Source organism: Clostridium sp. 1001275B_160808_H3, assembly GCF_015550425.1.
Classification (GTDB): Bacteria; Bacillota; Clostridia; order Clostridiales; family Clostridiaceae; genus Clostridium.
On sequence record NZ_JADNAT010000010.1, the window covers coordinates 87,908 to 114,664 of the forward strand.

28 protein-coding genes, 1 tRNA gene and 1 other RNA gene are annotated in these 26,757 nt (G+C 26.7%); 7 read left to right on the forward strand and 23 right to left on the reverse strand.

Going from position 1 to position 26,757, the window contains the following annotated elements; all coding sequences use genetic code 11:
* Positions 1 to 281 precede the first annotated feature (281 nt).
* Together I2A75_RS09250 and I2A75_RS09255 are read right to left on the reverse strand one after the other, a co-directional pair.
* A complete protein-coding gene (locus tag I2A75_RS09250) occupies positions 282 to 1,280 on the reverse strand; it encodes a GGGtGRT protein (RefSeq protein WP_008679645.1) in 999 nt (332 codons plus the stop codon).
* Positions 1,281 to 1,300: 20 nt separating this feature from the next.
* Positions 1,301 to 1,993: an iron-sulfur cluster assembly scaffold protein gene (locus I2A75_RS09255; RefSeq protein ID WP_195264190.1), complete on the reverse strand. Its 693-nt coding sequence runs from the start codon at positions 1,991 to 1,993 to the stop codon at positions 1,301 to 1,303.
* 245 nt (positions 1,994 to 2,238) lie between these two features.
* On the opposite strand from I2A75_RS09255, the gene I2A75_RS09260 reads away from it, so the two are divergent.
* Positions 2,239 to 2,321 (forward strand) — tRNA-Leu (locus I2A75_RS09260).
* 298 nt (positions 2,322 to 2,619) lie between these two features.
* Here the strand turns inward: I2A75_RS09260 and I2A75_RS09265 are convergent.
* The 3 genes from I2A75_RS09265 to I2A75_RS09275 form a co-directional block, all read right to left on the reverse strand.
* Positions 2,620 to 3,426 (reverse strand): hypothetical protein, encoded by an 807-nt coding sequence (locus I2A75_RS09265; protein WP_195264191.1) that lies wholly within the window; start codon positions 3,424 to 3,426, stop codon positions 2,620 to 2,622.
* A 307-nt stretch (positions 3,427 to 3,733) separates the two neighbouring features.
* Positions 3,734 to 4,645, reverse strand: coding sequence for a patatin-like phospholipase family protein (locus I2A75_RS09270; protein ID WP_195264192.1), 912 nt, complete (start codon positions 4,643 to 4,645; stop codon positions 3,734 to 3,736).
* A 227-nt stretch (positions 4,646 to 4,872) separates the two neighbouring features.
* Positions 4,873 to 5,973 (reverse strand): PQQ-dependent sugar dehydrogenase, encoded by a 1,101-nt coding sequence (locus tag I2A75_RS09275; RefSeq protein ID WP_195264193.1) that lies wholly within the window; start codon positions 5,971 to 5,973, stop codon positions 4,873 to 4,875.
* Positions 5,974 to 6,285: 312 nt separating this feature from the next.
* Here I2A75_RS09275 and I2A75_RS09280 point away from each other — a divergent pair, with 312 nt between their 5' ends.
* From I2A75_RS09280 to I2A75_RS09290, 3 genes are all read left to right on the forward strand, one after another.
* Positions 6,286 to 8,418 carry a tetratricopeptide repeat-containing sensor histidine kinase gene (locus I2A75_RS09280; protein ID WP_195264194.1) on the forward strand — a complete coding sequence of 711 codons (2,133 nt, stop codon included), beginning with the start codon at positions 6,286 to 6,288 and terminating at the stop codon, positions 8,416 to 8,418.
* 310 nt (positions 8,419 to 8,728) lie between these two features.
* Entirely contained in the window at positions 8,729 to 9,271 is a 543-nt protein-coding gene (locus I2A75_RS09285) for an NADH peroxidase (RefSeq protein WP_195264195.1), read from the forward strand.
* 25 nt (positions 9,272 to 9,296) lie between these two features.
* Entirely contained in the window at positions 9,297 to 9,617 is a 321-nt protein-coding gene (locus tag I2A75_RS09290) for a DUF1540 domain-containing protein (RefSeq protein ID WP_195264196.1), read from the forward strand.
* A gap of 165 nt (positions 9,618 to 9,782) precedes the next feature.
* On the opposite strand, the gene I2A75_RS09295 is transcribed toward I2A75_RS09290, so the two are convergent.
* From I2A75_RS09295 to I2A75_RS09305, 3 genes are all read right to left on the reverse strand, one after another.
* Positions 9,783 to 10,556: a response regulator gene (locus tag I2A75_RS09295; protein ID WP_195264197.1), complete on the reverse strand. Its 774-nt coding sequence runs from the start codon at positions 10,554 to 10,556 to the stop codon at positions 9,783 to 9,785.
* Positions 10,557 to 10,972: 416 nt separating this feature from the next.
* A complete protein-coding gene (locus tag I2A75_RS09300) occupies positions 10,973 to 12,001 on the reverse strand; it encodes a pyruvate kinase (protein WP_195264198.1) in 1,029 nt (342 codons plus the stop codon).
* Positions 12,002 to 12,158: 157 nt separating this feature from the next.
* The gene (locus I2A75_RS09305; protein ID WP_195264199.1) at positions 12,159 to 12,590 is read right to left on the reverse strand and encodes a hypothetical protein; all 432 of its coding nucleotides are present in this window, start codon (positions 12,588 to 12,590) and stop codon (positions 12,159 to 12,161) included.
* Positions 12,591 to 12,707: 117 nt separating this feature from the next.
* On the opposite strand from I2A75_RS09305, the gene I2A75_RS09310 reads away from it, so the two are divergent.
* The gene (locus I2A75_RS09310; protein WP_195264200.1) at positions 12,708 to 13,196 is read left to right on the forward strand and encodes a DUF4883 family protein; all 489 of its coding nucleotides are present in this window, start codon (positions 12,708 to 12,710) and stop codon (positions 13,194 to 13,196) included.
* A 111-nt stretch (positions 13,197 to 13,307) separates the two neighbouring features.
* Here I2A75_RS09310 and folK read toward each other — a convergent pair whose 3' ends face one another.
* Genes folK through I2A75_RS09345 form a run of 7 tightly spaced genes read right to left on the reverse strand, consistent with a single transcriptional unit; the run spans position 13,308 to position 18,700 of the window.
* The gene (gene folK / locus I2A75_RS09315) at positions 13,308 to 14,123 is read right to left on the reverse strand and encodes a 2-amino-4-hydroxy-6-hydroxymethyldihydropteridine diphosphokinase (RefSeq protein ID WP_195264201.1); all 816 of its coding nucleotides are present in this window, start codon (positions 14,121 to 14,123) and stop codon (positions 13,308 to 13,310) included.
* A 10-nt stretch (positions 14,124 to 14,133) separates the two neighbouring features.
* On the reverse strand, positions 14,134 to 14,943 hold the full coding sequence (gene folP, locus I2A75_RS09320; protein ID WP_195264202.1) for a dihydropteroate synthase: 810 nt from the start codon (positions 14,941 to 14,943) through the stop codon (positions 14,134 to 14,136).
* A 26-nt stretch (positions 14,944 to 14,969) separates the two neighbouring features.
* Positions 14,970 to 15,443, reverse strand: a complete 474-nt coding sequence (locus tag I2A75_RS09325) for an HD domain-containing protein (RefSeq protein ID WP_195264203.1) — start codon at positions 15,441 to 15,443, stop codon at positions 14,970 to 14,972.
* Between the two features lie 11 nt (positions 15,444 to 15,454).
* A complete protein-coding gene (gene folE / locus I2A75_RS09330) occupies positions 15,455 to 16,009 on the reverse strand; it encodes a GTP cyclohydrolase I FolE (RefSeq protein WP_195264204.1) in 555 nt (184 codons plus the stop codon).
* A 12-nt stretch (positions 16,010 to 16,021) separates the two neighbouring features.
* Positions 16,022 to 16,765, reverse strand: coding sequence for an aminotransferase class IV (locus tag I2A75_RS09335; RefSeq protein ID WP_195264205.1), 744 nt, complete (start codon positions 16,763 to 16,765; stop codon positions 16,022 to 16,024).
* The gene (gene pabB / locus I2A75_RS09340; protein ID WP_195264206.1) at positions 16,765 to 18,114 is read right to left on the reverse strand and encodes an aminodeoxychorismate synthase component I; all 1,350 of its coding nucleotides are present in this window, start codon (positions 18,112 to 18,114) and stop codon (positions 16,765 to 16,767) included. Before pabB ends, I2A75_RS09335 begins: the two co-directional genes overlap by 1 nt.
* Positions 18,107 to 18,700 (reverse strand): aminodeoxychorismate/anthranilate synthase component II, encoded by a 594-nt coding sequence (locus I2A75_RS09345; protein WP_195264207.1) that lies wholly within the window; start codon positions 18,698 to 18,700, stop codon positions 18,107 to 18,109. The genes pabB and I2A75_RS09345 overlap by 8 nt, the downstream gene beginning before the upstream one ends.
* A 132-nt stretch (positions 18,701 to 18,832) precedes the next feature.
* On the opposite strand from I2A75_RS09345, the gene I2A75_RS09350 reads away from it, so the two are divergent.
* Positions 18,833 to 19,669: a PHP domain-containing protein gene (locus tag I2A75_RS09350; RefSeq protein WP_195264208.1), complete on the forward strand. Its 837-nt coding sequence runs from the start codon at positions 18,833 to 18,835 to the stop codon at positions 19,667 to 19,669.
* A gap of 111 nt (positions 19,670 to 19,780) precedes the next feature.
* Here the strand turns inward: I2A75_RS09350 and I2A75_RS09355 are convergent, their stop codons facing one another.
* The 6 genes from I2A75_RS09355 to I2A75_RS09380 form a co-directional block, all read right to left on the reverse strand.
* The gene (locus I2A75_RS09355; RefSeq protein ID WP_195264209.1) at positions 19,781 to 21,040 is read right to left on the reverse strand and encodes an MFS transporter; all 1,260 of its coding nucleotides are present in this window, start codon (positions 21,038 to 21,040) and stop codon (positions 19,781 to 19,783) included.
* A gap of 101 nt (positions 21,041 to 21,141) precedes the next feature.
* Entirely contained in the window at positions 21,142 to 22,359 is a 1,218-nt protein-coding gene (locus I2A75_RS09360) for a MerR family transcriptional regulator (protein WP_195264210.1), read from the reverse strand.
* A gap of 129 nt (positions 22,360 to 22,488) precedes the next feature.
* Positions 22,489 to 22,707 (reverse strand): phage holin, encoded by a 219-nt coding sequence (locus I2A75_RS09365; RefSeq protein WP_195264211.1) that lies wholly within the window; start codon positions 22,705 to 22,707, stop codon positions 22,489 to 22,491.
* A gap of 132 nt (positions 22,708 to 22,839) precedes the next feature.
* The gene (locus I2A75_RS09370; RefSeq protein WP_195264212.1) at positions 22,840 to 24,237 is read right to left on the reverse strand and encodes an aminopeptidase; all 1,398 of its coding nucleotides are present in this window, start codon (positions 24,235 to 24,237) and stop codon (positions 22,840 to 22,842) included.
* Between the two features lie 61 nt (positions 24,238 to 24,298).
* A complete protein-coding gene (gene hprK / locus I2A75_RS09375; RefSeq protein WP_195264247.1) occupies positions 24,299 to 25,207 on the reverse strand; it encodes an HPr(Ser) kinase/phosphatase in 909 nt (302 codons plus the stop codon).
* Between the two features lie 12 nt (positions 25,208 to 25,219).
* On the reverse strand, positions 25,220 to 25,411 hold the full coding sequence (locus I2A75_RS09380; protein WP_195264213.1) for a DUF896 domain-containing protein: 192 nt from the start codon (positions 25,409 to 25,411) through the stop codon (positions 25,220 to 25,222).
* A gap of 307 nt (positions 25,412 to 25,718) precedes the next feature.
* Between I2A75_RS09380 and I2A75_RS09385 the strand changes: the two genes are divergently transcribed.
* Positions 25,719 to 25,919 (forward strand): hypothetical protein, encoded by a 201-nt coding sequence (locus I2A75_RS09385; protein ID WP_195264214.1) that lies wholly within the window; start codon positions 25,719 to 25,721, stop codon positions 25,917 to 25,919.
* A gap of 175 nt (positions 25,920 to 26,094) precedes the next feature.
* Here the strand turns inward: I2A75_RS09385 and ssrS are convergent.
* Both ssrS and I2A75_RS09395 read right to left on the reverse strand, forming a co-directional pair.
* A non-coding RNA gene (gene ssrS / locus I2A75_RS09390) (6S RNA) lies at positions 26,095 to 26,285 on the reverse strand.
* A gap of 68 nt (positions 26,286 to 26,353) precedes the next feature.
* On the reverse strand, positions 26,354 to 26,752 hold the full coding sequence (locus I2A75_RS09395; protein WP_195264215.1) for a hypothetical protein: 399 nt from the start codon (positions 26,750 to 26,752) through the stop codon (positions 26,354 to 26,356).
* Between the last annotated feature and the right edge of the window lie 5 nt (positions 26,753 to 26,757).

Here is a 26,757-nt window from a genome sequence, read left to right on the forward strand (position 1 = left end):
TTTTCTGTGATAATATTTACATATGTATATTTTTATCATTTTTTTTAGCATTATAATTCGTTAATTTATAATTGTATTTTATTATCAAAGATAACTTCTTCTCTCTGTTAATAAATATTATTTCCTTTTATTTTATAAAAAATGAATTTTTCTTTTACTTATAGATAATAATTATAATACAGGCCTTCGAATGCAAATAAAAAAAAGATTGTGGTAATAATAAAGGTTTCTCTTCATAATTACCACAATCTTAATTTTATTATTTCCAGTGTATTATTTTATTATTTCATTGCTTCTTCTATAGCAACAGCAACTGCAACAGTAGCTCCAACCATTGGATTATTTCCCATTCCAATTAATCCCATCATTTCAACGTGAGCTGGAACTGAAGAAGAGCCTGCAAATTGTGCATCTGAGTGCATTCTTCCCATTGTATCTGTCATACCATATGAAGCTGGACCTGCTGCCATGTTATCTGGGTGAAGAGTTCTTCCTGTACCACCACCAGATGCTACTGAGAAGTATTTCTTTCCTTGATCAACACATTCCTTTTTGTATGTTCCAGCAACTGGATGTTGGAATCTTGTAGGGTTAGTTGAGTTACCAGTGATTGATACGTCAACTCCTTCATGATGCATTATAGCAACACCTTCTCTAACATCATTTGCTCCATAACATTTAACTTTAGCTCTTGGTCCATTTGAATATGGAACTTCTCTAACTATTTCTAATTTACCTGTGAAGAAATCAAAGTTTGTTTCAACATAAGTAAATCCATTTATTCTTGATATAATATATGCAGCATCTTTTCCTAAACCATTTAATATAACTCTTAATGGTTCTTTTCTTACTTTATTAGCTTTTTCAGCTATTTTTATAGCACCTTCTGCTGCTGCAAAACTTTCGTGTCCTGCTAAGAAAGCAAAACATTTAGTTTCTTCTCTTAAAAGCATAGCTCCTAAGTTACCATGTCCTAAACCAACTTTTCTATCATCTGCAACTGAGCCTGGGATACAGAAAGCTTGTAATCCTTCTCCGATGGCTTCAGCAGCATCTGCAGCTTTTACACATCCTTTTTTAATAGCTATAGCAGCACCTAAAGTATAAGCCCACATAGCATTTTCAAAAGCAATTGGTTGAGTTGATTTTACGATATCGTAAACATCTATACCTTTTTCATCACAAACTGTTTTTGCATCTTCTATTTTAGTCATTCCGTACTTTTCTAATACAGGAATGATTTGATTAATTCTTCTTTCATAACTTTCAAATAATGGCATAATACTTTTCCCCCTTCAAACTATTCGTGTCTTGGATCGATAACTTTAACTGCTTCGTCAAATCTACCGTATTGTCCTGTAGCTTTTTCCATAGCTTCATTAGCATCCATTCCCTTAGCAACCATTTCCATCATCTTTCCTAAGTGAACGAATCTGTATCCAATAATCTCATTGTTTGTATCTAAAGCAATCTTAGTTACATAACCTTCTGCCATTTCTAGGTATCTTGTTCCCTTTGCAACTGTTCCATACATAGTACCAACTTGTGATCTAAGTCCCTTTCCTAAATCTTCAAGTCCAGCTCCTATAGGTAGTCCACCTTCTGAAAAAGCAGTTTGGCTTCTTCCATAAACTATTTGAAGGAATAATTCTCTCATTGCTGTATTAATTGCATCACAAACTAAATCTGTATTTAATGCCTCTAATATAGTCTTTCCTGGTAATATTTCTGAAGCCATAGCAGCTGAATGAGTCATACCTGAACATCCAATTGTTTCAACTAATGCTTCTTCGATTATTCCATCTTTAACATTTAAAGTTAATTTACAAGCTCCTTGTTGAGGTGCACACCAGCCCACTCCGTGAGTTAATCCTGAAATGTCTTTTACCTCTTTAGCTTGTACCCATCTTCCTTCAACAGGAATTGGTGCAGGTCCATGATTTGGTCCCTTAGCAACAACGCACATTTCTTCCACTTCTCTTGAATACATCATATTATATCTCCTCCCTAATTATAGATTGCTATAGTCCTATTGGCTTATGAACACCTTTTAAAATATGTAGACTACAAGTAATCGGGACAAAGCCCATCCCACCATGGGCAAATTTATCCTACCTATATAATAACAGATGTCCAAATCTCAAACAACATAATATTATAAAAAATTTCCCTTTCATTCCATTAAATTTTACTACTTGCTATTTTAATCCACTTCTGATATAATAGCTTTTGTAGTCAGTCGGCATGGCGGAACTGGCAGACGCACATGACTCAAAATCATGCGGGAAACCGTGAGGGTTCGATTCCCTCTGCCGGCACCAATAATTGTAAGAAATGGCTTTATCACTAGGTTTGAATACCTTTTGATAAAGCCATTTTTATATTTTTATCACTTTTAATTTAAAGTAAAAACCACTCGATAATATTTAACTATTAAAACTAATATCCTTGTCATGGTTCTTATATACATTCTAATCCATAAAATCTACTATATACTATTTTATTGTTACGTATATCTTTAATTTTTGCCTTTATATTTATTTCATCATACAATATTTTTAAAACTATTCACATCAAGGTACTCTAGTGTAGTTACTACATAAATATATTAAGTAACTACTATATCCCCCATTCCACTTTAAGCTTATTAACTACTTTCATCATTTCTCCATCATCTTTCGCTATATCTGGATGATATACTTTTGCTAAAGTTTTATATATTTTTTTATACTTGTCTCTATCCTCTTCACTGTAGTTACTATGTTTATTTTTCTGATAACTACTACTTGAATTATAACTATTGTAGTTACTTTTAAAATTTTCATAGTAACTACGCTGCTGTTCTTTAGATTCTTCATATTGCTTCTTAATATTATCTAGCATTTCATTATTTCTAAGTACACCAAAAACATCATAGCACTTATCATAAGAATACCTTCCATATTTTTCTTCAAAATTTGTTTTATCTTTTATATATTTATTGATTATTTTTTCATGTTTCTTATGAATTTCGTATTCTTTCGTTTTCTTATATTCCCGTTCTATTCTTTCAACTAATGAATTCAGCTTATTATATACCATTTTACAAAGCTCTTCTTCTGTTACCCCTATTGCCTCAATTTTCTTATTTAAATCGCAATAATCACCTATCCACATATCAGAATCAGTGGCAATATCATAATATTCAATAGTACATATACTCCATTGCTTCTTTTTAACCTTACCAGCTTCTCTATAACTCTTATGGATACTTATCTTATAAGCTTTTTTTATAGGTCTTTTAAATCTCCCCCCTGTATATCTATATTCATAATATCCAACATCAACTCCATATGTAGCTGATGATGTATAATATGCCTCAAGTTCTTTGTATTCTCCATAAGTATTTTCTTTCTTAAGCCCTATTTCTTGTATTACACAATACACCTTATCCCCCTCCCTTGTAGTTACTTAATATATTTTTTAGTAACTACTCCATACTATATAAATATGCAATAAATCACCTTATTTAATTTAATTACCTTATTTTTATCTAAATAAATTTTAACTACTATATAACTTATTTTTATGATTATATTATGATGCAAAAAAGGGACTCTTATCAGAATCCCTTGCTATTAAGCTATAATCAAAAATAATTTTTTATGAAGACCTTCTTATATTTTAACTTCTATCACTTTTATAATTATCAATATCAATGTAATAACAATTAAAGGGATAGTATTAAAAAATGCTATTCCTTTGTATTATTTTTTTCTCTACTATACTTTTCTTTAATAATCTTAACAATTAAAGGAGCTAATTTAATCATAGAATCTCTATATCCTAATTCAATATTATCAAGCATCTTGCTTTTATTTATCATCAAGCTTCCTGAGCCATTAACTAATTCTATTTTTTTAGATGGATATACTTCTATAATTTTATTTTTGTCGAATCCTTCCTTACTTACGTTATCCTTATTAGATAAACCTACAACAATAATTAAATCACAATCATAGTTTTTTAATGGAGTTATTGGAATATTATCAACATTATTTTTAGAGTATTCTGGCGACTTAATACCTCCATCTGCATATCTATCATCTTTAATTTTAATAGGGCTAAAAATTATTGGTATAGCACAAGATGCTAAAACTATATTCAGTATTTCTTCATTACTATAGTCATTTAATTTAAAGTACTCCGCTCTTTCTTTATCTATATTATATGCGCATGCATAAATATCTCTATTATGCACATTTATCGTATCTATATTTACATATTCCCTTATAAAATTTTCTATACCTATTTGTGATAAAAGTCCTATATCATTATTTTTTATCTGCTCTATCATACTGCTCTCATAATTTCCATGAGCTATATTCTTAATAAATTCAGATATTTTTTTATTTCTAGTTTTTTCTTGTAACTTTATAAATCTAGAATAAGTTATACTACTCCAGCTATCTTTTATAATTTTTCTATCATTCATTGCAAATAGCAACGCATTCACAGATCCTACAGAAGTTCCAGATATAACTTTCACATTATCTATTAAATCTAATTCCCATAATGTTTTAAAAACTCCTGCTTCATAAGATCCCTTAGCCCCTCCTCCAGAAAGTACAAGCCCAATTTTAAAATCTTCTAATAAATTACTCATATTAACCTCTCTTAGCAAAATTCTCACTATACATTGCAAATATGTAATATATTCCCTTAATTAATTGAATTATATAATACTGATATTGCCTAAGTAAATATTTATTATTTATACTTTTATTTATTGCTTGTTATGAATTTATTTTCTAATACTAAAGGGGCTATATACAAATGCCCCTTAATTTAAAATATATAATATATTATTCGAAATCTCTTTATTATTTTAACTTACCTAGGAACTAATCTTATAATTTTATCGTCTCCAAAATTGATATTTCCTCTTCCATCCCTATTACTTGTTGTAATATAAATAGATCCCTCCTCACTTTGAATAGCTTCTCGTAATCGTCCATACTTATTTCTAAATAATGAATCTATGTTAGTTACTAATGTTCCCTTTGAATCTAATGATATTACAAGTAACTGTTCTCCATGTAAATTTGCTACTAGTAATTTACCTATCCACGGGCCTTTATTTATAAAAGTCATTCCTGATGGCGCCCAAGTTATATCTCCACTTTGAATAAATGGTGACTGTACTTTTATTTCATTAGAAGTTTCATCTCCCTGTACTAATGGCCATCCATAGTTAGCTCCAGGTTTTATAATATTTATCTCATCATGTGCTGTTTGTCCATGCTCTGATTCATATAGCATATTACTTGAATTCCATGCTAATCCTTGTGGATTTCTATGTCCTAAACTATAAATTGGTGAGTTTTTAATTGGATTATCCCTAGGAATACTTCCATCTAACTCTATCCTTAATATCTTTCCTGCTAAGCTTCTAACATCTTGTGCTAAATTAGGATTTTCTGCATCTCCTGTTGATATATATAATTTCTTATCCTTCCCTATCTTTATACGTCCTCCATTATGAAATTCTCCACCTGGAATTTTATCTAGAATAATTTTATCAATAAATGCATTGTTATTTCTTTCAATTAATCTAACAACACGATTATATATTTTATTTCCTTCTAAATATGAATGCATTACATAAATATAATTATTTTCTAAATGATTTGGATCTAATGCAATTCCCATCAATCCATCTTCTCCTTTACTAATGAAAGGTGAAGTAAATCTAATTAATGGCTCTTCCTTAAGTTTACCATTTTCAATTATCCTAACTGTACCTAATCTTTCTGTAAAATATATTTTTCCATTATTGCTTATGTCTATTGCCCAAGGAACAAATAAGTTTTCTGCTATAACTTCTATTTTATATGGAAATTTATTTGATGAAGATAATTCAGCTTTTGTATTCTTCATATTTTCACTACGAGATAACATATTAGATAAAACACTATATATTATTCTTTTCATAGCAGCATCCTCCATATTATAATTAACACTTTCTTTATAATATGAATATATAACTATATTGCAACATTTATTTTTATTACGCATTTTAAATATGCATATCTTTTATACTTAATAATAGAAAGAATAGGAATTAAGCTTATACTCTTTATCATAATCTCTATTATATTTATGTTAAGCATATATACATACTAAATAGTATCGTTTTATTCCAAAATCATAACTTTTTCATCATTTTTTTCATAAATATTATACAAAAAATTGTATATATGGTAAAATATTATATGAATTCGTCATTTCGCGGAGGTAATATAAATGGAAATTGTTAATAAAGGAATAATAACTAACTCTAATAATTTTTATATAGATACAATAAATAATTTACTTTTTACTCCAAATCTATTTATAAAAAGAAATTATCTTGAAGATTTATCTGAGGATATGGAAAATAGATTAATTAATAATAAAATTAATAAAAGCGAACAATCTATGATAAAACTTATAATTGGACTTTGTAATGAAAAATTAGAAGAATATTTTTGCGCTATAAACATATTTAATGAATTGATTCAAAGTAAAGAATTTATAAAGGATTCATTCATTATGGGAGCCTTGTATATTTCTTTATCTCTTACTAATTTAAAAATAAATAATATGGAATTACAAAAAAAATATTTTAATTTAAGTAAATCATTTTTAGAAGATACTAACCAATTTGAACTTTTACTTTTTCTTTATATAAATACTTCTATTATAAACTTAAAAATATATAAATTTGATCTTTACTTATATAATAATATCGATAGTTCCTTTAAAATTTTATCAGAACATGAATACAAATATTCCTCTCAAGCATATTTAATGCTTGGAATTATATATTATAAATATCTAAGTTTAAATAATATATCAATTAAACTTTTAAATAAAGCTTTATATATTTCAAAAATTAATAATCAAAATGAAATAGAAATTTTGGCAAACTATCATATAGCCTCAGTCAATATGCAATTATATAAATTTAAGGATAGTACAAATTTATATAAAAATATTTTAAACAATTATGATCTTTCATTACCTGTTAATATTAAAATGGACATCTATATTAAGTTATTACAAATATATATGAAATCCAATGAAAATCTAGATGATATAAATAAACTATTTAATATTATTGAAAAAAGCATTTATAAGTTAGATATTTATCATATTGATTCTTATCTTATAAAATATAATTTATTACTAGTCCAATATAAAATATCTCAAACTGATGACTCTATCATTGATCCATCATTAAATGACTTATTTTACTACTTAGACAATGCATACTATATATATAAAAGTAATATTACAAAGTTTAAGTTCATGGAATTTGATTATTGGCTAGAAATAGCATATGGAAATTTATTTTATAGATTAAATGACTATGATAATGCATTATTCCATCACAAGAAATCATTGCTTTATTCTGAAAAATATAAAAATATGAATACAATAAATTCATATAAATTAATTTATAAAGATTTTGAAGCTCTTGAAAACTATAAAGAAGCCCTTAATTATCTTAAAGCTTCAACAGAAACTCTCGAAAGCTACAATATAGATAAAAATTCTGATATTTACATTCAATTATTTGATGATTATGAAAATCTAAAATGTTATCACTCAATTAAGAACGACTTCTTTTCTAATCTTAGTCACGAACTTAGAACTCCTATTAATATAATTTATTCTTCTGTGCAGCTTATAAGTTCTTTAAAAGATAGAGATCCTGATTCAATAAAGGAATACTTTTTTAAATATGAAAAAAGTGTAAGACAAAATTGTTTAAGAATGTTGAAATTAATAAACAATTTAATAGATATAACTAAAATTGATTCTGGATCAGCTAAATTAAATCTTGTAACTCTAGATATAGTATCTTTTATTGAAGATTTAACCTTATCTATAATACCCTATACAAGATACAAAAAACTTAATGTCACTTTTGATACCAATGTTGAAAAATTATATATGAATTTAGATACTTATGCATTAGAAAAAATATTGCTAAATCTTCTATCAAATGCAATAAAATTTACTAATCCTAATGGCAATATTTTAGTGAAAATTAACTCCAATAACAATTTTACTAAAATAATTGTAAGAGATGACGGCATAGGAATACCAAGTAATCTAAAAAATCTTATCTTTGATAAGTTTTTTAAAGTAGATGATACCCTCTCCAGAAATACTGAAGGAAGCGGCATTGGATTATCAATAACAAAAGGGCTAGTTGAAATGCATGGAGGATTTATTATTGTTAATGATGAATATACTAACGGCACTGAATTAATAGTTAATTTACCAACCCAACCTAAAAAACAATCATTAAAAAATAGTGATTTTAAATACTTCATAGATGACGAAAAAATTATAAGAGAATTATCTGATATTTATGAGCTATTTTAAATTAGTAAAAAGTTATACTAAGTTTATTATTTTATACTTAGTATGACTTTTTCATTTATTAATTATAATATTATAGTCTTACTATTTTATATTATTGCTAAAATGAGCTTTACTTACTCTTCCTTCCCCCCAAAGTTTAATCTACTCTTATTTTAAATTATGTTAATTTACTTTAAGTAAATATTCTCATCTCCTGAATTTTATGATTAAAATATTACTTTTTATTAATTATGTATTTTTTAAGGCATTTAGTAAATACTATTACTATATTTTAGATTATTATCTAAATTTATTTTAAGGAGGATTCTAAATGAAAAAGTTTGTTTGTACTGTTTGTGGCTATATCCATGAAGGAGATGCACCACCAGAATTTTGTCCTGTCTGTAAAGTAGGTCCTGAAAAATTTCAAGAAATCACTGATGAAATGAAATGGGCAGATCAACATAAGATTGGTACTGGAAGTGACCTTGATCCAGAAATTTTAGAAGCACTTAGAGCTAACTTTACAGGTGAATGTACTGAAGTTGGAATGTACTTAGCTATGTCACGTCAAGCAGATCGTGAAGGATATCCAGAAGTTGCCGAGGCATATAAAAGAATTGCTTATGAAGAAGCTGAACATGCTTCTAAATTTGCAGAGCTTTTAGGTGAAGTTGTTGTTCCAGATACAAAAGCAAATTTACAAGCTAGAGTTGAAGCTGAATATGGTGCTTGTGATGGTAAAAAGAAACTTGCTGATTTAGCTAAGCAACAAAACCTTGATGCTATTCATGATACAGTTCATGAAATGTGTAAAGATGAAGCTAGACATGGATGTGCATTCAAAGGCTTATTAGATAGATATTTTAATTAATAATCATTAAGAAGGAGAGATTTCAATGCAAAAAATTTATTGTAGTGCAAATAATTGTTCTCATAACAAAGAAAACATTTGTTTTGCTAATCGTATAAACGTTGTTGGGAAGAATTCAGATGTTGAATCTGATACATGTTGTGGATCATTCTTAGATAGATATACTTATGGAAATTTAACTAATAATGTTTATGATGAAGGAGATCCTTGTAGTTGTTTAGTATGTAAAGTTAATAGCTGTAAATATAACGAAAATCAGTTGTGTTCATTAAACTCTATAAATGTTTCAGGAAATGATGCTAAATTATATAGCCAAACTAATTGTGAAAGCTTTTGCAGAGAATAATATACTAAAAAAAATGATATCCAATCACGGATATCATTTTTTTTATTAAGGGGATAAATTATTAATTGCTAAGCTGCGCTAACAACTATATACATATATTACTATGTTTTTATGTCAGTACTGTTACAAAAACTATAAGAAAATATTTCTTTTCCCTTAAGAAAATTAATTTTCAATAAATTTATTTAGCTTTTTTTGAAGACTATATATCCTTACATTAGATTTTAGCTTGGCTATGAATAATTCTTCATCTATTGGCTTAGTTATAAAATCATCAGCACCACAATCTAAAATTTTAGACAATGCTTTATTATTATCTAATGCAGTTACTGCTATAATTGATGCATCTATATTACTTCTTCTTATTTTTCTAATTAAATCCTTGCCAAATTCATTTTGCAGAATAATATCTATTAAATAAATATCATACTTCTTCTTACTATCTATTAATGATTTCCCGTCTTTATAATAATCTACGTTATATATTTTTCTACTCCTTAATATTTCTCTTTCAAACTCTATAAAAAATTCGTTATCCTCAACTATTGCAATATTAGCTTCTTGAAGATCCCTCATATACTCGTCAGCTCTAAAAATATTATCTAAATAATTTCTAATTTCTTCTTCTAAATCTTTTTTTAGTATATATTCACTTATACCAAGATTAACCAAATCTTTTCTTTTATCATCCATATCTTCACTAGTAACTATAAAAATAGGAATATCAAACCTTTTATTTACTACTCCTACAAACTCTTCAATATCTCCACCATTAGCATATAATGATGATATTATAAGACTAACATTTTGCGAATTTAATACTTCTCTTGCCTCATTAAAACCATTTACATTAATATACTTATGTCCTTTTTCTTTAACAATTTTCTCTACTAATTTAGAAAAAAAACTACTTTGCTCTACATGTAATATATTGTACATTTTCTTCCCACCTTTATATCATTTTAAATCAAATATATATTAAATACGTTTCTTTATATTTATCGTAAGAATTTTAAACTTATGAATCTTTTAGATGAATCTTTTGTAATAAAAAGATCAAATATATAATTTTACTTATTTCTTAACTTTACTCTATGCCAGAGCAAACTATATATCAACTTGAAAACTGAAGGCAAAAAAAATTAAAAATCTTTGAAAATTACTTCAAAGATTTTTAATTTAAATCTATGTTTTAATTAATAATTTACATAATTAAAACTAAAAGTATAGTAAATATTGATATTATCTTTTAGAATATATCTCACCAAACACATTCATATACATATAAAAATAATAAAATCATTGCAACTCCTAAAAGCATCCATAATATTGAATAAATAATTTTTTCTATCTTCTTACTCATTTATATCACCTATGCTATAATATTCTATTGCATTTTTTAAGAACTTAACAGTTTGAATCGGAGCTTTCCCTATAGAAGTTTCTCCAGCTAATAAAAACCCATCAATACCATATTTGATAAATTTATAAATGCTTTCTATTTCTGGCAAAGTTGCAGGATTGCCATTCTTCATGCTATTTAATAAGTGTGTTGCTATAAAAACTTTTTTATTACTTTCCTTTATAATATTAATAGCTTGCTCTTGAAGATTTACAGCATTTAATATACCTGACTCAGGTACTAAATCTCCTCTTCCTATAACAATGGAATCCACTACATCTAAAATTTCTTTAATATTACTTATTCCAGTAGGTGTTTCCACTTTAGCCCATAGTCTACATTTATTATCTGGATATTTTTCTTTTATTAATTTATTTATTATATTAATATCTTCTTTTCTTTCAACAAAAGATTGGCAAATTATATCTATATCATTATCTAACGCCCATAATATATTCTCTTTATCTCCTTCACTTAAAAAAGTTTTATCATCATATACATTAGATAAATTACATCCCTTCCCTCCCCTTATAATTCCTCCTCTAATAACTTTAGTTTTTATTACGCCTTTATCTACTTCTATAATTTCGAAATTCATAGTGTTATCCTTCATAGAGATAGATTTAATGTCACTTTTTATTATTTCCTCCGTTCCTATTGTTAAAGGAATAAGCTTCATTTCATTAAGTTTTGAAGTATCTATACTCCTATATAAATCTTCTCCACAAAAATACACTTCTTGTCCATTATAAATCTTGTATATATATTTTAAATCTTTAGATACTCTTATCTTTTTCCCACATAAATCAACTAGTATATGTACATCTCTTTTTATCTCCCTAGAAAATTTTATTACATATTCAAATTCGTCTTTATTAAAATGAGAACAATTTAACCTTAATATATCTACTCCATTTTCTATAAGTTCTTTAATAATCCATTTATCTGTAGATTTTGGTCCTATAGTTGCTATTATGTGCATAATACTCTCCCCATTATTACTGATACTTATTTCTACTACCCAAATAATATTTTTATTACTAAAATCTCTTTGTATAATTTCATAAAAATATGATATGAAATTATGTTTTTAAAGAACTTTCATATCATATTTATACTATTATTTTTACTATCACACATTACAAATTAATATTAGCTAATATATTAACTATTCCTTCTATATATAATTTTTCTATTATCTCTTCATTTTCTAGAGGTATCTTTATATATAATCCGGGTGCATTTGTATTTTTAAGCAAGTAAAGATGTTCACCTTTTTCACAAATCGTATTTTTAAGGTTATTCTTCAAAAGATTTTCTACCATTTCACAGCAAATTTTTGAATTTCTATCATAAAATATTTCACACATCGAAATATCTTTTTTAAATTCTATTCCAACATAAAAATCTATATTTGTTATATTGGCTATAAGAACCTTTTCTAATAAGTTTTTCCCTATATTTCTATTTTGAATTTGAGATAAATTTACAATGAAATTACCTCTTTCCTTTAATCCTTGTGAAATGGCGTTTAAAATTCTAGTATTATTTATATCTATTCCGTATTTCACCCTGCCTCCAAGGAAAATTGTTATTAGTTCATTATATTCTCTTTTGTGTAAAAATGTTCTAAAGTCTTTTTTATAAGAATAAGTTTATATATAACTTATTATTTGAGGAGGTAAATCGTGAAGAAATATTTTTTTGCTTCTATTTCTGTATTAATTATATTTTTATTTACTGGTTGTAATTTTAATAGCTCACAATACATAAGACCAAAGTCTAAACCAAGTAATAATTACTATACAAATCAAATTCAAGAAAAGCTAAATAATAACGAATCCTATACAATTAAAATTTTCGATTTAAATGTATATAAGTATTATAGTGTTAATGAAGGTGAACATAGCATTTTACCTGAATTTATCGAGTCATTAAGTAATGAAAACTATGGAGCTGAAATAGAAAAAGATCTTACTCCTGAGTATAAGTTAATTATAGAGTTCTCAGATGCAAAATATATAATAAATGCATATACTGACAAATTAATATCAATTCATCCTTGGGATGGGGTATATGATAAGGATAATATTTCCATGGAAGGTGTCTCTGATTATTATAATTTATATAAGTTTTGTGAATATATAAAGAAAGTTTCAAGTGGATTTGAAGGATAATTTAAAAGACAGTAGATAAATTCTTATTTTTACACTAACTTATCTACTGTCCTATTTTAATCTAACTTATGTTATTCTATAAAACTATTTTTATTATTATTTTTTGTTATTTTATTTTTTTATTTCTTCTAACATTCTAAACACTCTTTTTTTATTTAATGGATGTATCATATTAGGAGCAATTTCATTTAATGGAGCTAATACAAATTCTCTTTCTTCCATTCTAGGATGAGGTATTGTTACGAAATCATTGCTTGTTATTAAATCATCATAAAAGATAATATCTAAATCTATTACTCTTGGACCCCATCTAATTATTCTTTCTCTCTTCATATCTTTTTCTATATCTAGTAGCAAAGTCATAAGCTCATTTGGATTCAATATAGTATCTACTTCTATAACCGCATTTTTAAAACTATCTTGCTCTTCATATCCCCATGGCTCTGTTTCTATTATAGTAGATTTTTTTACTAATTTTATTTCCTTATTACTTTTTATTTTTTCTATAGCAATATTTATATTTTCTTCTTTTTCTCCAATATTGCTACCTAATGCAATATATGCTTTATGCCATCCTCTATTTATTTCAATTGCAGCTGTATCTAAATGTCTTCCTATTGGTGCCCATGGTTTTTTTAAATATACTTTTATATTTTTTACTAAATCATAATTGTATAATACGTATTCTGCTATTTTTTCTGCTGCAGTTTCTATTAAATCATAGCTCTCTTTTTGAAATTCATTTTCGATATTATGACAAAGCTCTCCATAATGAACTGACTTTGTTAAATCTCCTGTTTTAGATGCTAAGCTCAAATCTATATCTAATTCTAAAGATAATATAAATTTTTGTCCAAGAGATTTTTCCTCATTAAATACACCATGGTTTGCAAATATCTCAACATCTTTTAAATATAACTTATCCATAGTTTTCCCTCTATTTCATTTTTAATATTTTATCTGTCATTATGCAAGCTCTTTTATTTTCAAGCACGTCATGCACTCTAACGATTTTGCATCCTTTCATTATTCCCATTACAGTAGTTGCTATAGTTCCTTCTACTCTCTCATCTACTGGTAAATTTAATGCTAATCCAATCATTGACTTTCTTGAAGTTGCAAGTAAAACAGGGAACCCTATATTTACAATTCGTTCCAAGTTATTCATCACAATCAAATTTTCCTCATAAGTTTTAGCAAACCCTATGCCTGGGTCTAATATAATATTTTCTCTTTTTACACCAGCATCTAAAGCTATATTTATACTTTCTATTAAATCTTCTAATACATTGTTCATTAAATTAGTATAAGGTTTATCTTCTCTGTTATGCATTAGTATGCATGGTACATTATATTCTGCTACTACTTTAGCCATATTTTTATCTTTTTTAAATCCCCATACGTCATTTATTATATCTGCTCCTGCTTTTATAGCTTCTTCTGCAGTTTTACTTTTATAAGTATCTATTGATATTAAAACATCTAACTCATTTTTTATAGCTTTAATTATTGGCACTACTCTCTTTATTTCTTCTTCTTCAGATACATACTCTGCTCCTGGTCTTGTTGATTCTCCACCTATATCTATTATATCGGCACCTTCTTCTACCATTTGCTTTGCTCTTTTTACAGCTTCCTGAGTTTCATTGTATTTTCCACCATCAGAAAAAGAATCTGGTGTTACATTTAGTATACCCATTACATAAGTTCTTTCATCTAAATTTATTACTTTATTTGCTATCTTCATATTTCTCTCCCCTTTAGCTTGTATTTTTATAATCTTATAATTTTATTTTTTTTATCTTCATCCCAATAACAATCATTATAAGCCTTACAATTAAAACAATTTCTTGAAAGCTTATCACTTTTATATATAATTTTTGAAAGCTCATCATCACTTTCTTGCCTATGCTCTTTTATACATTTAATAATTAAATTTTTATCTTCCTTACTAAAATTTGTATCTTCTAATAATTCTGATGCTATTATAGCACTTCCTTTATGATGATCTATTCCTTCATTATATTGCAAAACTCTTCCTATATCATGTAATAAAGCTATAGCATATATTACTTCTTTATTATATTTCAAACCCTTTTCTAGTACAGTTATATACGCAATTCTTGCAACATCTAAGAAATGCTCAATGGTATGATTGCAAAATTCTCTATTTATTTCTAATTCATTTAATTCATTTAATAAGCTTTTATACTTAGGGCTATTTAGAATCTTGTTAACATTTTGCAAAATCCCACCTCCTATTTTAATAAGCTCATTACTTCTTTTCTTAGCTCATAATCGTCTTTAAAACATCCTCTGTACGTTGTTGTAATAGTTTTTGTTCCTGGCTTTTTTACACCTCTCATAGTCATACACATATGTTCACCTTCAATTACTACCATAACGCCTTCTGCATCTAAATATTTCATTATTGCATCAGCAACTTCTGTTGTTAATCTTTCTTGCAACTGTGGTTTCTTTGCATAAACTTCTACGCATCTTGCAAGTTTTGAAAGTCCTGCAACCTTTCCATTTGGTATATAAGCAATATGAGCCTTACCATAAAAAGGTACAAGGTGATGTTCACACATTGAATAAAATGTAATATCTTTTTCAAGAACTAAATCATTGCCCTCAACAGTAAATGTTTTTGATAGTTCCTCTTTTGCTTCTTGTCCTATACCTGAAAATATTTCTTCATACATTCTAGCCATTCTATCTGGAGTTTCTAAAAGCCCTTCTCTATTTGGATCTTCTCCAATACCTTCTAATATTAGCTTTACTCCTTCTAATATTTTTTCTCTATCTATCATTAAACGCCCCTCCTAGTTTTCAATTTGTGCTTCATACTTTTCTCTAATCTTAATTGTGATTTTATTTTCTGTCAAAATTCTATTTTCAAATTTACTTACTCCCATTATACCTAATAAACTATTTGTTATAAATATTTCATCTGCATTCATTATTTCATCTAAATTTATTTCTTTCTCTATTACATTGTGATTTCTAATAACATAATCTCTAACTATCCCTGGAAGTAATCCACTACTAACTTTTGGAGTAAAGATTGTACCATTCTTCACAATAAATATATTAGATAAGCTGCCCTCACATACATATCCTTTTTCATTTAAAAATATAACTTCATTATATCCTTCTTTTATAGCTTCTTCTCTTTCTAAAATATTTTCTAAATAGTTCATAGATTTTATATATGTTAATTTAGAAGTTGAATTTTTTATTGTCCCTGCTATCTTTAATGAAAATCCTCTTAAATAATCTCCACTTTTATATACTAGTTCTCTTGTTTCTAATACTATATTTTTTTCTGTCACAACTATTTTTAAAGCACAATTCTCTATATTAAAATCTTTTATTAAATTATTAATATCTTCTACTTCTACTAATTCTCCAATTTGCAGAGTATTAATACCATTATTAAGTCTATTTATATGTTTCTCTAAAAATATTGGCTTTTCTTTCACTAGTATAGTTTCAAATACACCTCTTGCAAAAAAATATCCACTATCTATAGTTATCTTATCTTTTCCAACTATTACATTTCTCATTATAATACCCTCATTAAAGCTTTTGCTTTATCTAGTGTTTCATTATATTCATCTTCTTCTATAGAATCATAAGTTATACCGCCACCAACTCCAAAGTACGCCTTATTATCTTTCTTAATAATTGTTCTTATAGCAATATTAAAATCTGCATTTCCTCTAAAATCAAAATAACCTATAGAACCTGTGTAAAGATTTCTTTTTAACCCCTCTAATTCTTCTATTATTTCCATAGCTCTAATTTTGGGTGTTCCTGTTATAGATCCCCCTGGAAAACATTCTTTAATACACTTCACTGCAGATACATTATCCTTTAATCTTCCCTCTACAGTTGAAACTAAATGGAATACAGTCGCATATTTTTCAAGCTTAAAAAGTTCAGTTACTTTTACAGAGTGAGGTTTACATACCTTGCTTAAATCATTTCTTTCAAGATCTACTACCATTAATAACTCTGCTCTATCTTTTTCGCTATTAATAAGTTCTAGACTATTCTTTATATCCTCTTCTTCATTCTTCCCTCTAGGTCTTGTCCCTTTTATTGGCCTTGTAACTACTTTGCCTTTATTTATTTCTATAAATCTTTCAGGTGATGAACTTATTACTTGAAAATCTTCAAAATTCATATATGCAGAGAAAGGAGCCTTATTTATAGTTCTTAATTTTTTATATATTTCAAATGGATCTTCCTCATTTTCCGTATAAAACCTTTGAGTCATATTAGCAATATAAACATCACCATTTACAATATAGTTTTTTAATTTAGTAATTGCTTTTTTATAGTCTTCTTTTTCAAAGTTAGATTTAAAATTATTATTTATAGATTCAAAATTTTTCTCTTTTATTACAGTTGCTAAACCTATCTTTTTCTCTAAATAATCTAACTCTTCATTATAATTAGTATCACTTATTGATGTTATGTATTGCTTATTATTTTCTAAATCAAAAATTATTATATTCTTATAAAAAATAAACTTCATATCACTTATATTAAAATCTTCATTACTTGTATCTGGAATCCTCTCCAATATTCTTCCTGTATCATATGATATATATCCAATTGCGCCTGAAATAAGAGGTATATTTTCATATTCGTTATTATCGTATTTATATTTATTTATAAGACTTTCTAGAACCCAAAATGGTTCACCTTGTACTTTTACTTTGTTAATAAATAATTCTTGTCCTTTGGACTCAAAAATCATAAAAGGATTTATACCTATAAATGAAAATTTAGATAAAATTTTATCTTCTTTAGATGAATCTAATAATATCGTATTTACTCCATCCTTAAAAATATTATAAACCTCAAGAGGATTAAATTTAATTTTAACTTCTCTTACTTTAACCATTCATATCCTCCCTAAAGTTCTTTGATATCTCTATAAAATTCTTTATTATTTTATGTCCATCTTCTGTCATTTCAGCTTCAGGATGGAATTGAACTCCAAAAATAGGATATTCCTTATGTCTAACCCCCATAACTACATTATCTTCAGTATAACTAGTAACTTCTAAATCACTACTAAGATTTTTCTCATCTATTATAAGAGAATGATATCTTGTGACTCTTAATGGATTTTTTATATCTTTAAATACACCTTTATTTGAATGATTAATATAACTTATTTTACCGTGCACAGGCTCTTTTCCTTTTATTACACTACTAGAAAAATAATGACCTATACACTGATGCCCAAGACATATTCCAAGTATAGGCTTAATGCCTTTAAAATTATGTAAGATATCTAGTGATATCCCTGCTTCAGTAGGTGTCTTAGGGCCTGGAGAAATTATTATTCCATCTATATCTAGCTTTTCTATTTCTTCAATTGTTATCTTATCATTTCTATATATTAAAACATCTTCTCCTAACTCTTCTATATATCTAACTAAATTAAACACAAACGAATCATAATTATCTATCATTAAAAGCATAAATCTCCTCCATGTTTTGTGTTAAAAGCAATATTATTATGTTAAAATTATTTTAATGAATAAATTATATCATAATAGTATATAACTTTAAAATTCTAAGTTATATATTATTAATTTGAAAGGAGAAGATATATGTTTAAATGCGATTTGCATATTCATTCTATTTGTTCTGATGGTAGATTCACTCCTAGCGATATTGTAAAAATGGCAAAAGAAAAGAACTTAGACTATATTTCTTTAACAGATCACGATACATTAACTGGTATAAAAGAAGCTTTAAATGAGGCTGAAACTCTCAATGTTAAATTTATTCCTGGAATAGAACTCTCTACAGAATATAATGGTGAATCAATCCATGTTTTAGGCTTCTTTAATAAAGATAATTATGATCATCTGGAACTTAATAATATATTAAATGAATTTAAAGAAAGAAGAATTTCTAGAGCATATAAGATAGTTGATAATCTAAAAAAATATCATAATATTGAAATTGATATAAATAAAGTTTTATCTAATGGAAAAGATACTATTGCAAGACCTCATATAGCAAAAGCTATAATTGATGCTGGTTATCCTTATGACCATGATTATATATTTGATAACTTTATAGGTAATAATTGTCCAGCTTATATTCCATCTACTAAACTTTCTACTAAAGATGGTATTAAACTATTAAAAAAGTATGGTGCCTTAGTTTTTTTAGCACATCCTGTATTGGTTAAAAAAACACCTGTTGAAGATTTATTAGATTTGGGATTTGATGGACTTGAAGCTATTTATTATAAAAATACCGAAAAAGATACAAATAAATTTTTAAGGCTAGCTAAAGACAGAAATTTATTTATTTCAAGCGGATCAGATTGTCATGGAATTCCTAATGATGAAGGTCATGGAAGTGTAGGTGATGTTAATATTCCTCAAGATGATTCTATAATCTCTATGTTAAGTTGGGTTCTCTCTCATAATTAAAGAGCTGTCTGTAGCAGCTCCTTAATAATATAAATGAAAATAATCTAATGTAAAATACTATCATAATTTTATACTTTTCATTCTAAATAAAGAGGTGTCTTATACATCTCTTTATTTCTTTGATATATATTTATAGAATATTATACTTACTATTAATACTGTAATTCCTCCAAATAAAATTACTATATAAGCTTCTATATTTTGAAGTAAAACTCCTGATATTAAATATGATATAGGAACAACTACTTTTACTATACTTATTGTTAAACTTAAAGACCTCGCTCTAAATTCTTCTTCTATATTAGTTTGCATAGTATATGAAAAAGGAATATCAACTAAAGATACACATATTCCCATAAAGATCATTATAAGCAAATAGTAAATAACATATACATTTATATTATTTATGTTATTAATAAAAAGTGGGATAGAAAGTAATATTATATTCACAGACATAATTATTCCTGTTACTGAAAAGATACTATTCAACTTATATTTTGCTATGATCTTTTTTACCATAAATGCGCCTATTATCATACCTATCGGGATTGCTCCCTGAATTAATCCAAAACTTTTAGCTGGAATTTCTAATATATTATTTAAAATAATTGGTATTGGAATAGTAACCGAGAAAGAAATAAAGAAGTTAACTATTATAAATAGGGCTAGAATCTCAACAATGTATCTTTTGCTTATTAAATATTTAAAACCTTCTGCTATTTCCTTAAAATAATTCAAATTTCCTATGGTAATTCTTTTATCCTGCTTCTCTTCTAATTCACTATTAGTATTATATTTAAAATCAATCAAAGTATCTAAAATAGCTGAAAGTAAAAATGAAATAGAATTTATTAATATAAAAAACTCTATATCAAATATAGCAAAAGCTATTCCCCCAAATACTGGACCAAGTACAGAGGATATTGAATCTATTATTCGATTTCCTGCATTGATATTAACTATTTTTTCTTTCGAAACAATATTAGGTATTGAAGAATCTATACTAACATCAAATATAATATTTATACTATTAATAACAAAAGTACTTAAATAAATAATTCCAATGCTTAACCCCTTCCAATTGCTTATTAAATATATTATAACTAGAAATATTCCATTTAATAGATTAGCTGTAACTACTAATTTTTTCTTATTAAATTTGTCAGCCATAACTCCCACAATTGGATTTAGTATAATTATAGGTATTATACTTAAAATCAATGTTGTAGAAAAACTAACACTTGATCCAGTCATCTTTAACGTATATAAACTTATTGCAAAAGTATATATCGTTGTCCCAAATATTGATACTAAGCTTCCTAGATAAAATAAGAGAGCATTTCTATCGCCTTTATTTTTTATAAATTTCATTCTTATCACCTCTAGAAAATTCTATACTCTCTCCTTTACACCATATCAAGTATCTAATATTCTTATTTTTATTAAACTCAAAAGAAAAGATAGGGTTAACCCTACCGTTTTCCAAAATACAAATATGAATAAACTTCTTCACTTTCTGAAAAATAATCTTCATATATACTAGGTTTGTTTAAATAATCTGATTTCTGTTCTGATATCATTTTAAAGTTATGTTTTTTTAGCTCTTCTTTAATATAATTAATATTAAAATTTTTTCTATTTTCTTCTTTTATGGAGTTACTTAACACAAATTTTTTAAATAAAATGTACGATAACCCAACATATGAATCTTCTTTTAAATACTTTAATATATCTTTAATAGAAAAATCATTTTTTTCAAACCAGTAATTACTGCTCCCTCCATAATCTAAAAATAAATCAATGGACTTTTCCTTTATTGGCACATACTTAAAATCTGTACAAATAAACATTATATTTTTTTTAGTATTACTTCTTTCAATTAATGATTTCAAATAATTATGCTTTTCAATATTATTATCTATAGCAATATATACGCTACTCTCATCTAAATCATCATATAAATTTCTTAATAGAAACCCTAATCCACTTCCTATTTCTAAGATTACTTTATCACTAAAATCAAGCTTACAAAGCTCATTATGAACCCAATCTAATCCTTTTCTTACATTCAAAATATAATTTTCATCGGTTTCTTTTATATACTCTTCAATAATGTTGTTATTTACTTCACTACTCTTTTTTTCAGCATACTCATCAACAATTAATATTCCAGATTTTACACTATAGCTAATACCACAAGTGCACTTTAACTTTCCATCTAATATTTGGTTGTTTTTTATATTGCCTTCTTCTAAGTATAAATCTTCTCTGCAACTAACACATGATAATAAATTTAAATTTTTAATATCTATTCCTAAACTAAAATTTCTTTTTACCTCTACTGAATTTATATCTTTTATTTTCTTTGTCAATTTAGTTTCTATCTCTACTAGTTCATTTATTTTTTTACTTATTTCCTTTTTCTTTAATGTAAATAAATCATGTAAAATATTATTTTTTTCAGTGATACTAAGCTTTCCTAAGGTCTCATAAACAAAAATAGATTTTATTTCATTTAATGTAAATCCTAAAGATTTTAGATTTAAAATATTTTCAAGTTCTTTTTGACACTTTTGATTAAATTCATATTGAGACCCATTCTTATATGGTATAATTAGGCCCAAATCCATATAGTGTCTTACAGTTTCTATACTTATTTTGTTTATCTTACTAAATTCCCCAATTTTCATATATACTCTCACTTTTCAATAATATAATAACTTAATTTTATATTAATTTATTATGGCTTTCAAATACTTCTAATAATTAAATAGAGATATTATTAAAAATAATATCTCTATAAATAATTATATTTAAATTTATTTATCTATTCTTTTATCGTCATTAAACCATTTGGATTGAGTTGTAGGATTACTAACTATACCTAATGCAACTAATATAGATAATATTGCATGAGTTATAGTTCGATATTCTTCTGGAACTATGTGTACACCAAAAGCACTTAAAATCATTGGAATTAATGCAAGAATAGAAACCCATAAACCATAGTTCTTAAATCTTGACCAATCAAAATTCATAGTAAATCACCTCTTGCCTATGATATATTTTATTCACTAAAATCTAATTATGTGAATAAAATATAAAACTGTATCAATATATGTAAAATACTAGTATTGATACAGTCTTAACTCTATTCTTGATTAAACTATTTATTCTAATTCTTCCTCTAAGAAAGCCTTATATCCTCTCATAGTTTCATAGATATCTAACTTACTTGCTACTTCCCAAGGAGCATGCATATTTTGAAGCGCTACACCACAATCGATAACTTCCATATTATATTCTGCTAAAATATATGCGATCGTTCCACCGCCTCCTTGATCTACTTTACCAAGTTCAGCTGTTTGGAATAAAACATCATTTTTATCCATAACATTTCTAAGCCATGCCATAAATTCTGGATTTGCATCATTACATCCTGATTTTCCTCTTGCGCCTGTATATTTACTAAATACAAGGCCCTTACCGAAATATGCAGAATTTTTCTTTTCCATTACAGAAGGATAATTAGGATCATAAGCAGCTGTTACATCTGCTGATAACATCTTTGAGTTTGCTAATGCTCTTTTTAATTTTAAGCTTGAATATTCTCCAAGTCTATCCATAACTTCAGCTACAACATTTTCAAAGAATTTTGAATGCATCCCAGTTGCTCCATTGCTTCCTACTTCTTCTTTATCAACTAATAATACTACTGAAGTATATTTGCTTTTATCCAAATCTAAAAGAGCCATTAATGAAGTATAAGCACAAACCCTATCATCTTGACCATATGCCATTATCATACTTCTATCTAATCCATATTCTCTAGCTCTTCCTGCTGGAACTACTTCTATTTCAGCTGATAAGAAATCTTCTTCTTCAAAATCATACTTTTCTTTTAGGATATTAAGAATATTTGCTTTAACAGCATCCTTTTCGCATCCTTCTAAAGGCATATTTCCAACTAATAAATTTAAATCTTCACCTTCAATAACTACATTAGCTTTCTTTTGAAGTTGATCTGCAGATAAATGTATTAAGAGATCAGATATTCCTACAACAGGATCATTATTATCTTCACCAATTACTACATCAATTTTGGTACCATCTTTCTTAACAACAACTCCGTGTAATGCTAAAGGCAATGTAACCCATTGATATTTTTTTACTCCACCATAATAATGAGTTTCCATCATTGCAAGGTTAGAATCTTCATATAGGGGATTTTGCTTTAAATCCAATCTTGGAGAATCTACGTGAGATCCTATTATTCTCATACCTTTTTCAATTGGCTCTTCACCTATAAGAAATAGTGCTAATGCTTTATCTTTATTATTTATAAATATCTTATCACCAACTTTTAAAGTCTCCCCATTTTCTATAACTTCTTCTAAATCTCTATATCCTAGAGCAGCAGCCATATCTATACTTGTTAAAACACATTCTCTTTCTGTTTTGCATAAAGACATATAATCTATATATCCTTTACAAAAATCAAATAATTCATCTTTCTTATCTCCCGTATATTTTAACCAAGGATTTTTTTTATCTTCCTTTTTATCCATATTAGCCCTCCTGATTTTATTTATTATAAGTATTTTTAAACCTATACTATTAATATAAGTATTATTCTATTATCTTATCCATTCTACTTTCAATTATATCTACCGGAGTAACCTCAGACATTAGTGAATGTCTATAATTTACAGCCGCAGCCTCTATTATAACAGCGATATTTCTTCCTGGCCTTACAGGAACTCTAAGTTTTTTAACTTTAACTCCCAATATATCTTGACGATCATCATTTAATCCTAATCTATCGTAATCCCCATCATCTTTCCAATGCTCAAAATGCATAAGTAATTGTATATCCTTTTCAGGTAATATAGAACTTAACCCATATAACGATGCGACATCTATTATACCAATTCCTCTTACTTCAAGCATACCTATAGTAATTCTTGGTGACCTACCAATTAACTCTCCATCAATTTCTTTTATATCTACCGCATCATCAGTTACTAATCTATGACCTCTTTTTATAAGTTCTAAAGCAGTTTCACTTTTGCCAATTCCACTTTCTCCTGTTATCAATATTCCTATTCCATACACATCCACCAATACTCCATGAAGTCTAGTTTCTGGTGCTAATTGTCCTGTAAGATAAATAGTTAGCTTACTAATAAGTTTTGTTGTTACTAATTTAGTTCTAATAAGCCAAATTTTATTTTTCTTAGCTGCTTTTAATAACTCCTCTTGAGGTTCTAAATCTCTTGTAATCACTAGACATTTTAAATTAAAACTGAAATACTTATCTATTCTTTTCTTACGAAGTTCAAGGCCCATTGCCTCTAAAAAACTCCATTCTGCTTTTCCTATTACTTGTATTCTTTCAGGAGCAAAGTAATTATAAAATCCTGATAATTGTAATCCTGGTCTATTTATATCATTTACAAATATTTCTACATCTTTTTCCCCTTCAACCAATACTTCCATGTCAAAATCTTTTATTATTTTTTCAACTGTAACTGACAAATTTATCACCCTTTAATTTCTTTTTTTTGGTTCCACTGTTTCTAGTTGAGCTCTAAAATTATTTTTTACACTATCTATATATCTTCTTCTTAAAATTTGTTGTTCTTCTTTTTCTAAATCGTTTAATCCCTCTTCTTTACTCTTCTTATAAAGTTCATTAATTCTTTTTATTACATCATCCATTTTCATACTTTGATAATCCATCTTTAGTTCTCCTCTTTATTCTAATTTTAATTTTAATTCTTTCTTATATTTTACCCTCTATTTAAATCAATATCAACTTATATAATTTCGACAAACTCTTTTCTCGTTATTTTTTATATCCATGTAATATTTTTATATGCCTTCCATTATATTTGATATTTTTACAATTTTTGATAAAGGATACAGTAAAATTTTAAACTAATTTGTTGTTATTTGTTTTATGAATTTATTTTACATCTTTATACTTTTTGGTATAATATTGTTATAACACGATGTATTTTGTAAATAGATGGAGGTGCTACTAAAAATGATAAAGAAATGTAGAAGACAAATACTACTAAAGAAAGCTATACTTAACTTTTTATTAGGGTATCTTTCTCCAAGCAACAGATTAATAATTTATCTTTCACAAGATTTGGACAAGCTAATAAGTAAATCACAAAAGAATATCTATAAAAGATATGTAAAAAGACACTTTGGTAGCAACCCTTTCAAAAAGGTTGCTTAAATAGTCTACTAATTATTTATTATGTGTGAATTTGATGATTACTTTATTTATAAATTAGTTAAATATAATTCCTTATAAAACAAAAAATATAGAAACTTTATAAGCTATTAACTTAAAAGTTTCTATATTTTCTGAATAAAAAAAACACCTCATTACATGAGGTATTATTAACAAATATACTCCCAACATGCCGTTCACTTAAATATTCATACCTGCGGCTCGCAGGTGGGTTAAGCTCACTAATCCGCTGCCTTCTCCTGCCACATAAAGTGAATTACTGAAGCCTGACATTGTTTTAGCTATTGCAAATCCCGTATCAATAATGTAGGTTGAATATTATAAGCTTAGCGCACATCTCAGGATTTATTTTATGATTTTATTATATCATAAATTGCTTCATATGCAATAGAATTTTTTTCATATGTATCTATCAATTAGCAAATAAACTCTTTTGCAACATCCTCAATAGATAAATCACTTTCTTCTTCTGTAAACAATGCCATAAATTTAATATTTTCACAATTTCCTGGATCAATCTGAAAAGCCATAACTTCGCCTGAAATTTCTAGCTCTTCAACTATTTCCTCAATTATATCAACAACTTCATCATTACCATAGTCATAAAGGTAAGGAATAAAGTATTCTTTATACCATTCATTACTTTCTTCTTCGTAATCACTTTCTTCATTTGAATAACTTCTTGCTGCTTTTAAAACATCTTCATCAAAATCTAAAAAGAATTTTACCAAGAATAAACCATCTTCTTTTTTTAATTCTTCAATTTCAGTTAAATAATTTTCATCTAATATCTCTATAATCTTACTATAATTCATAAACT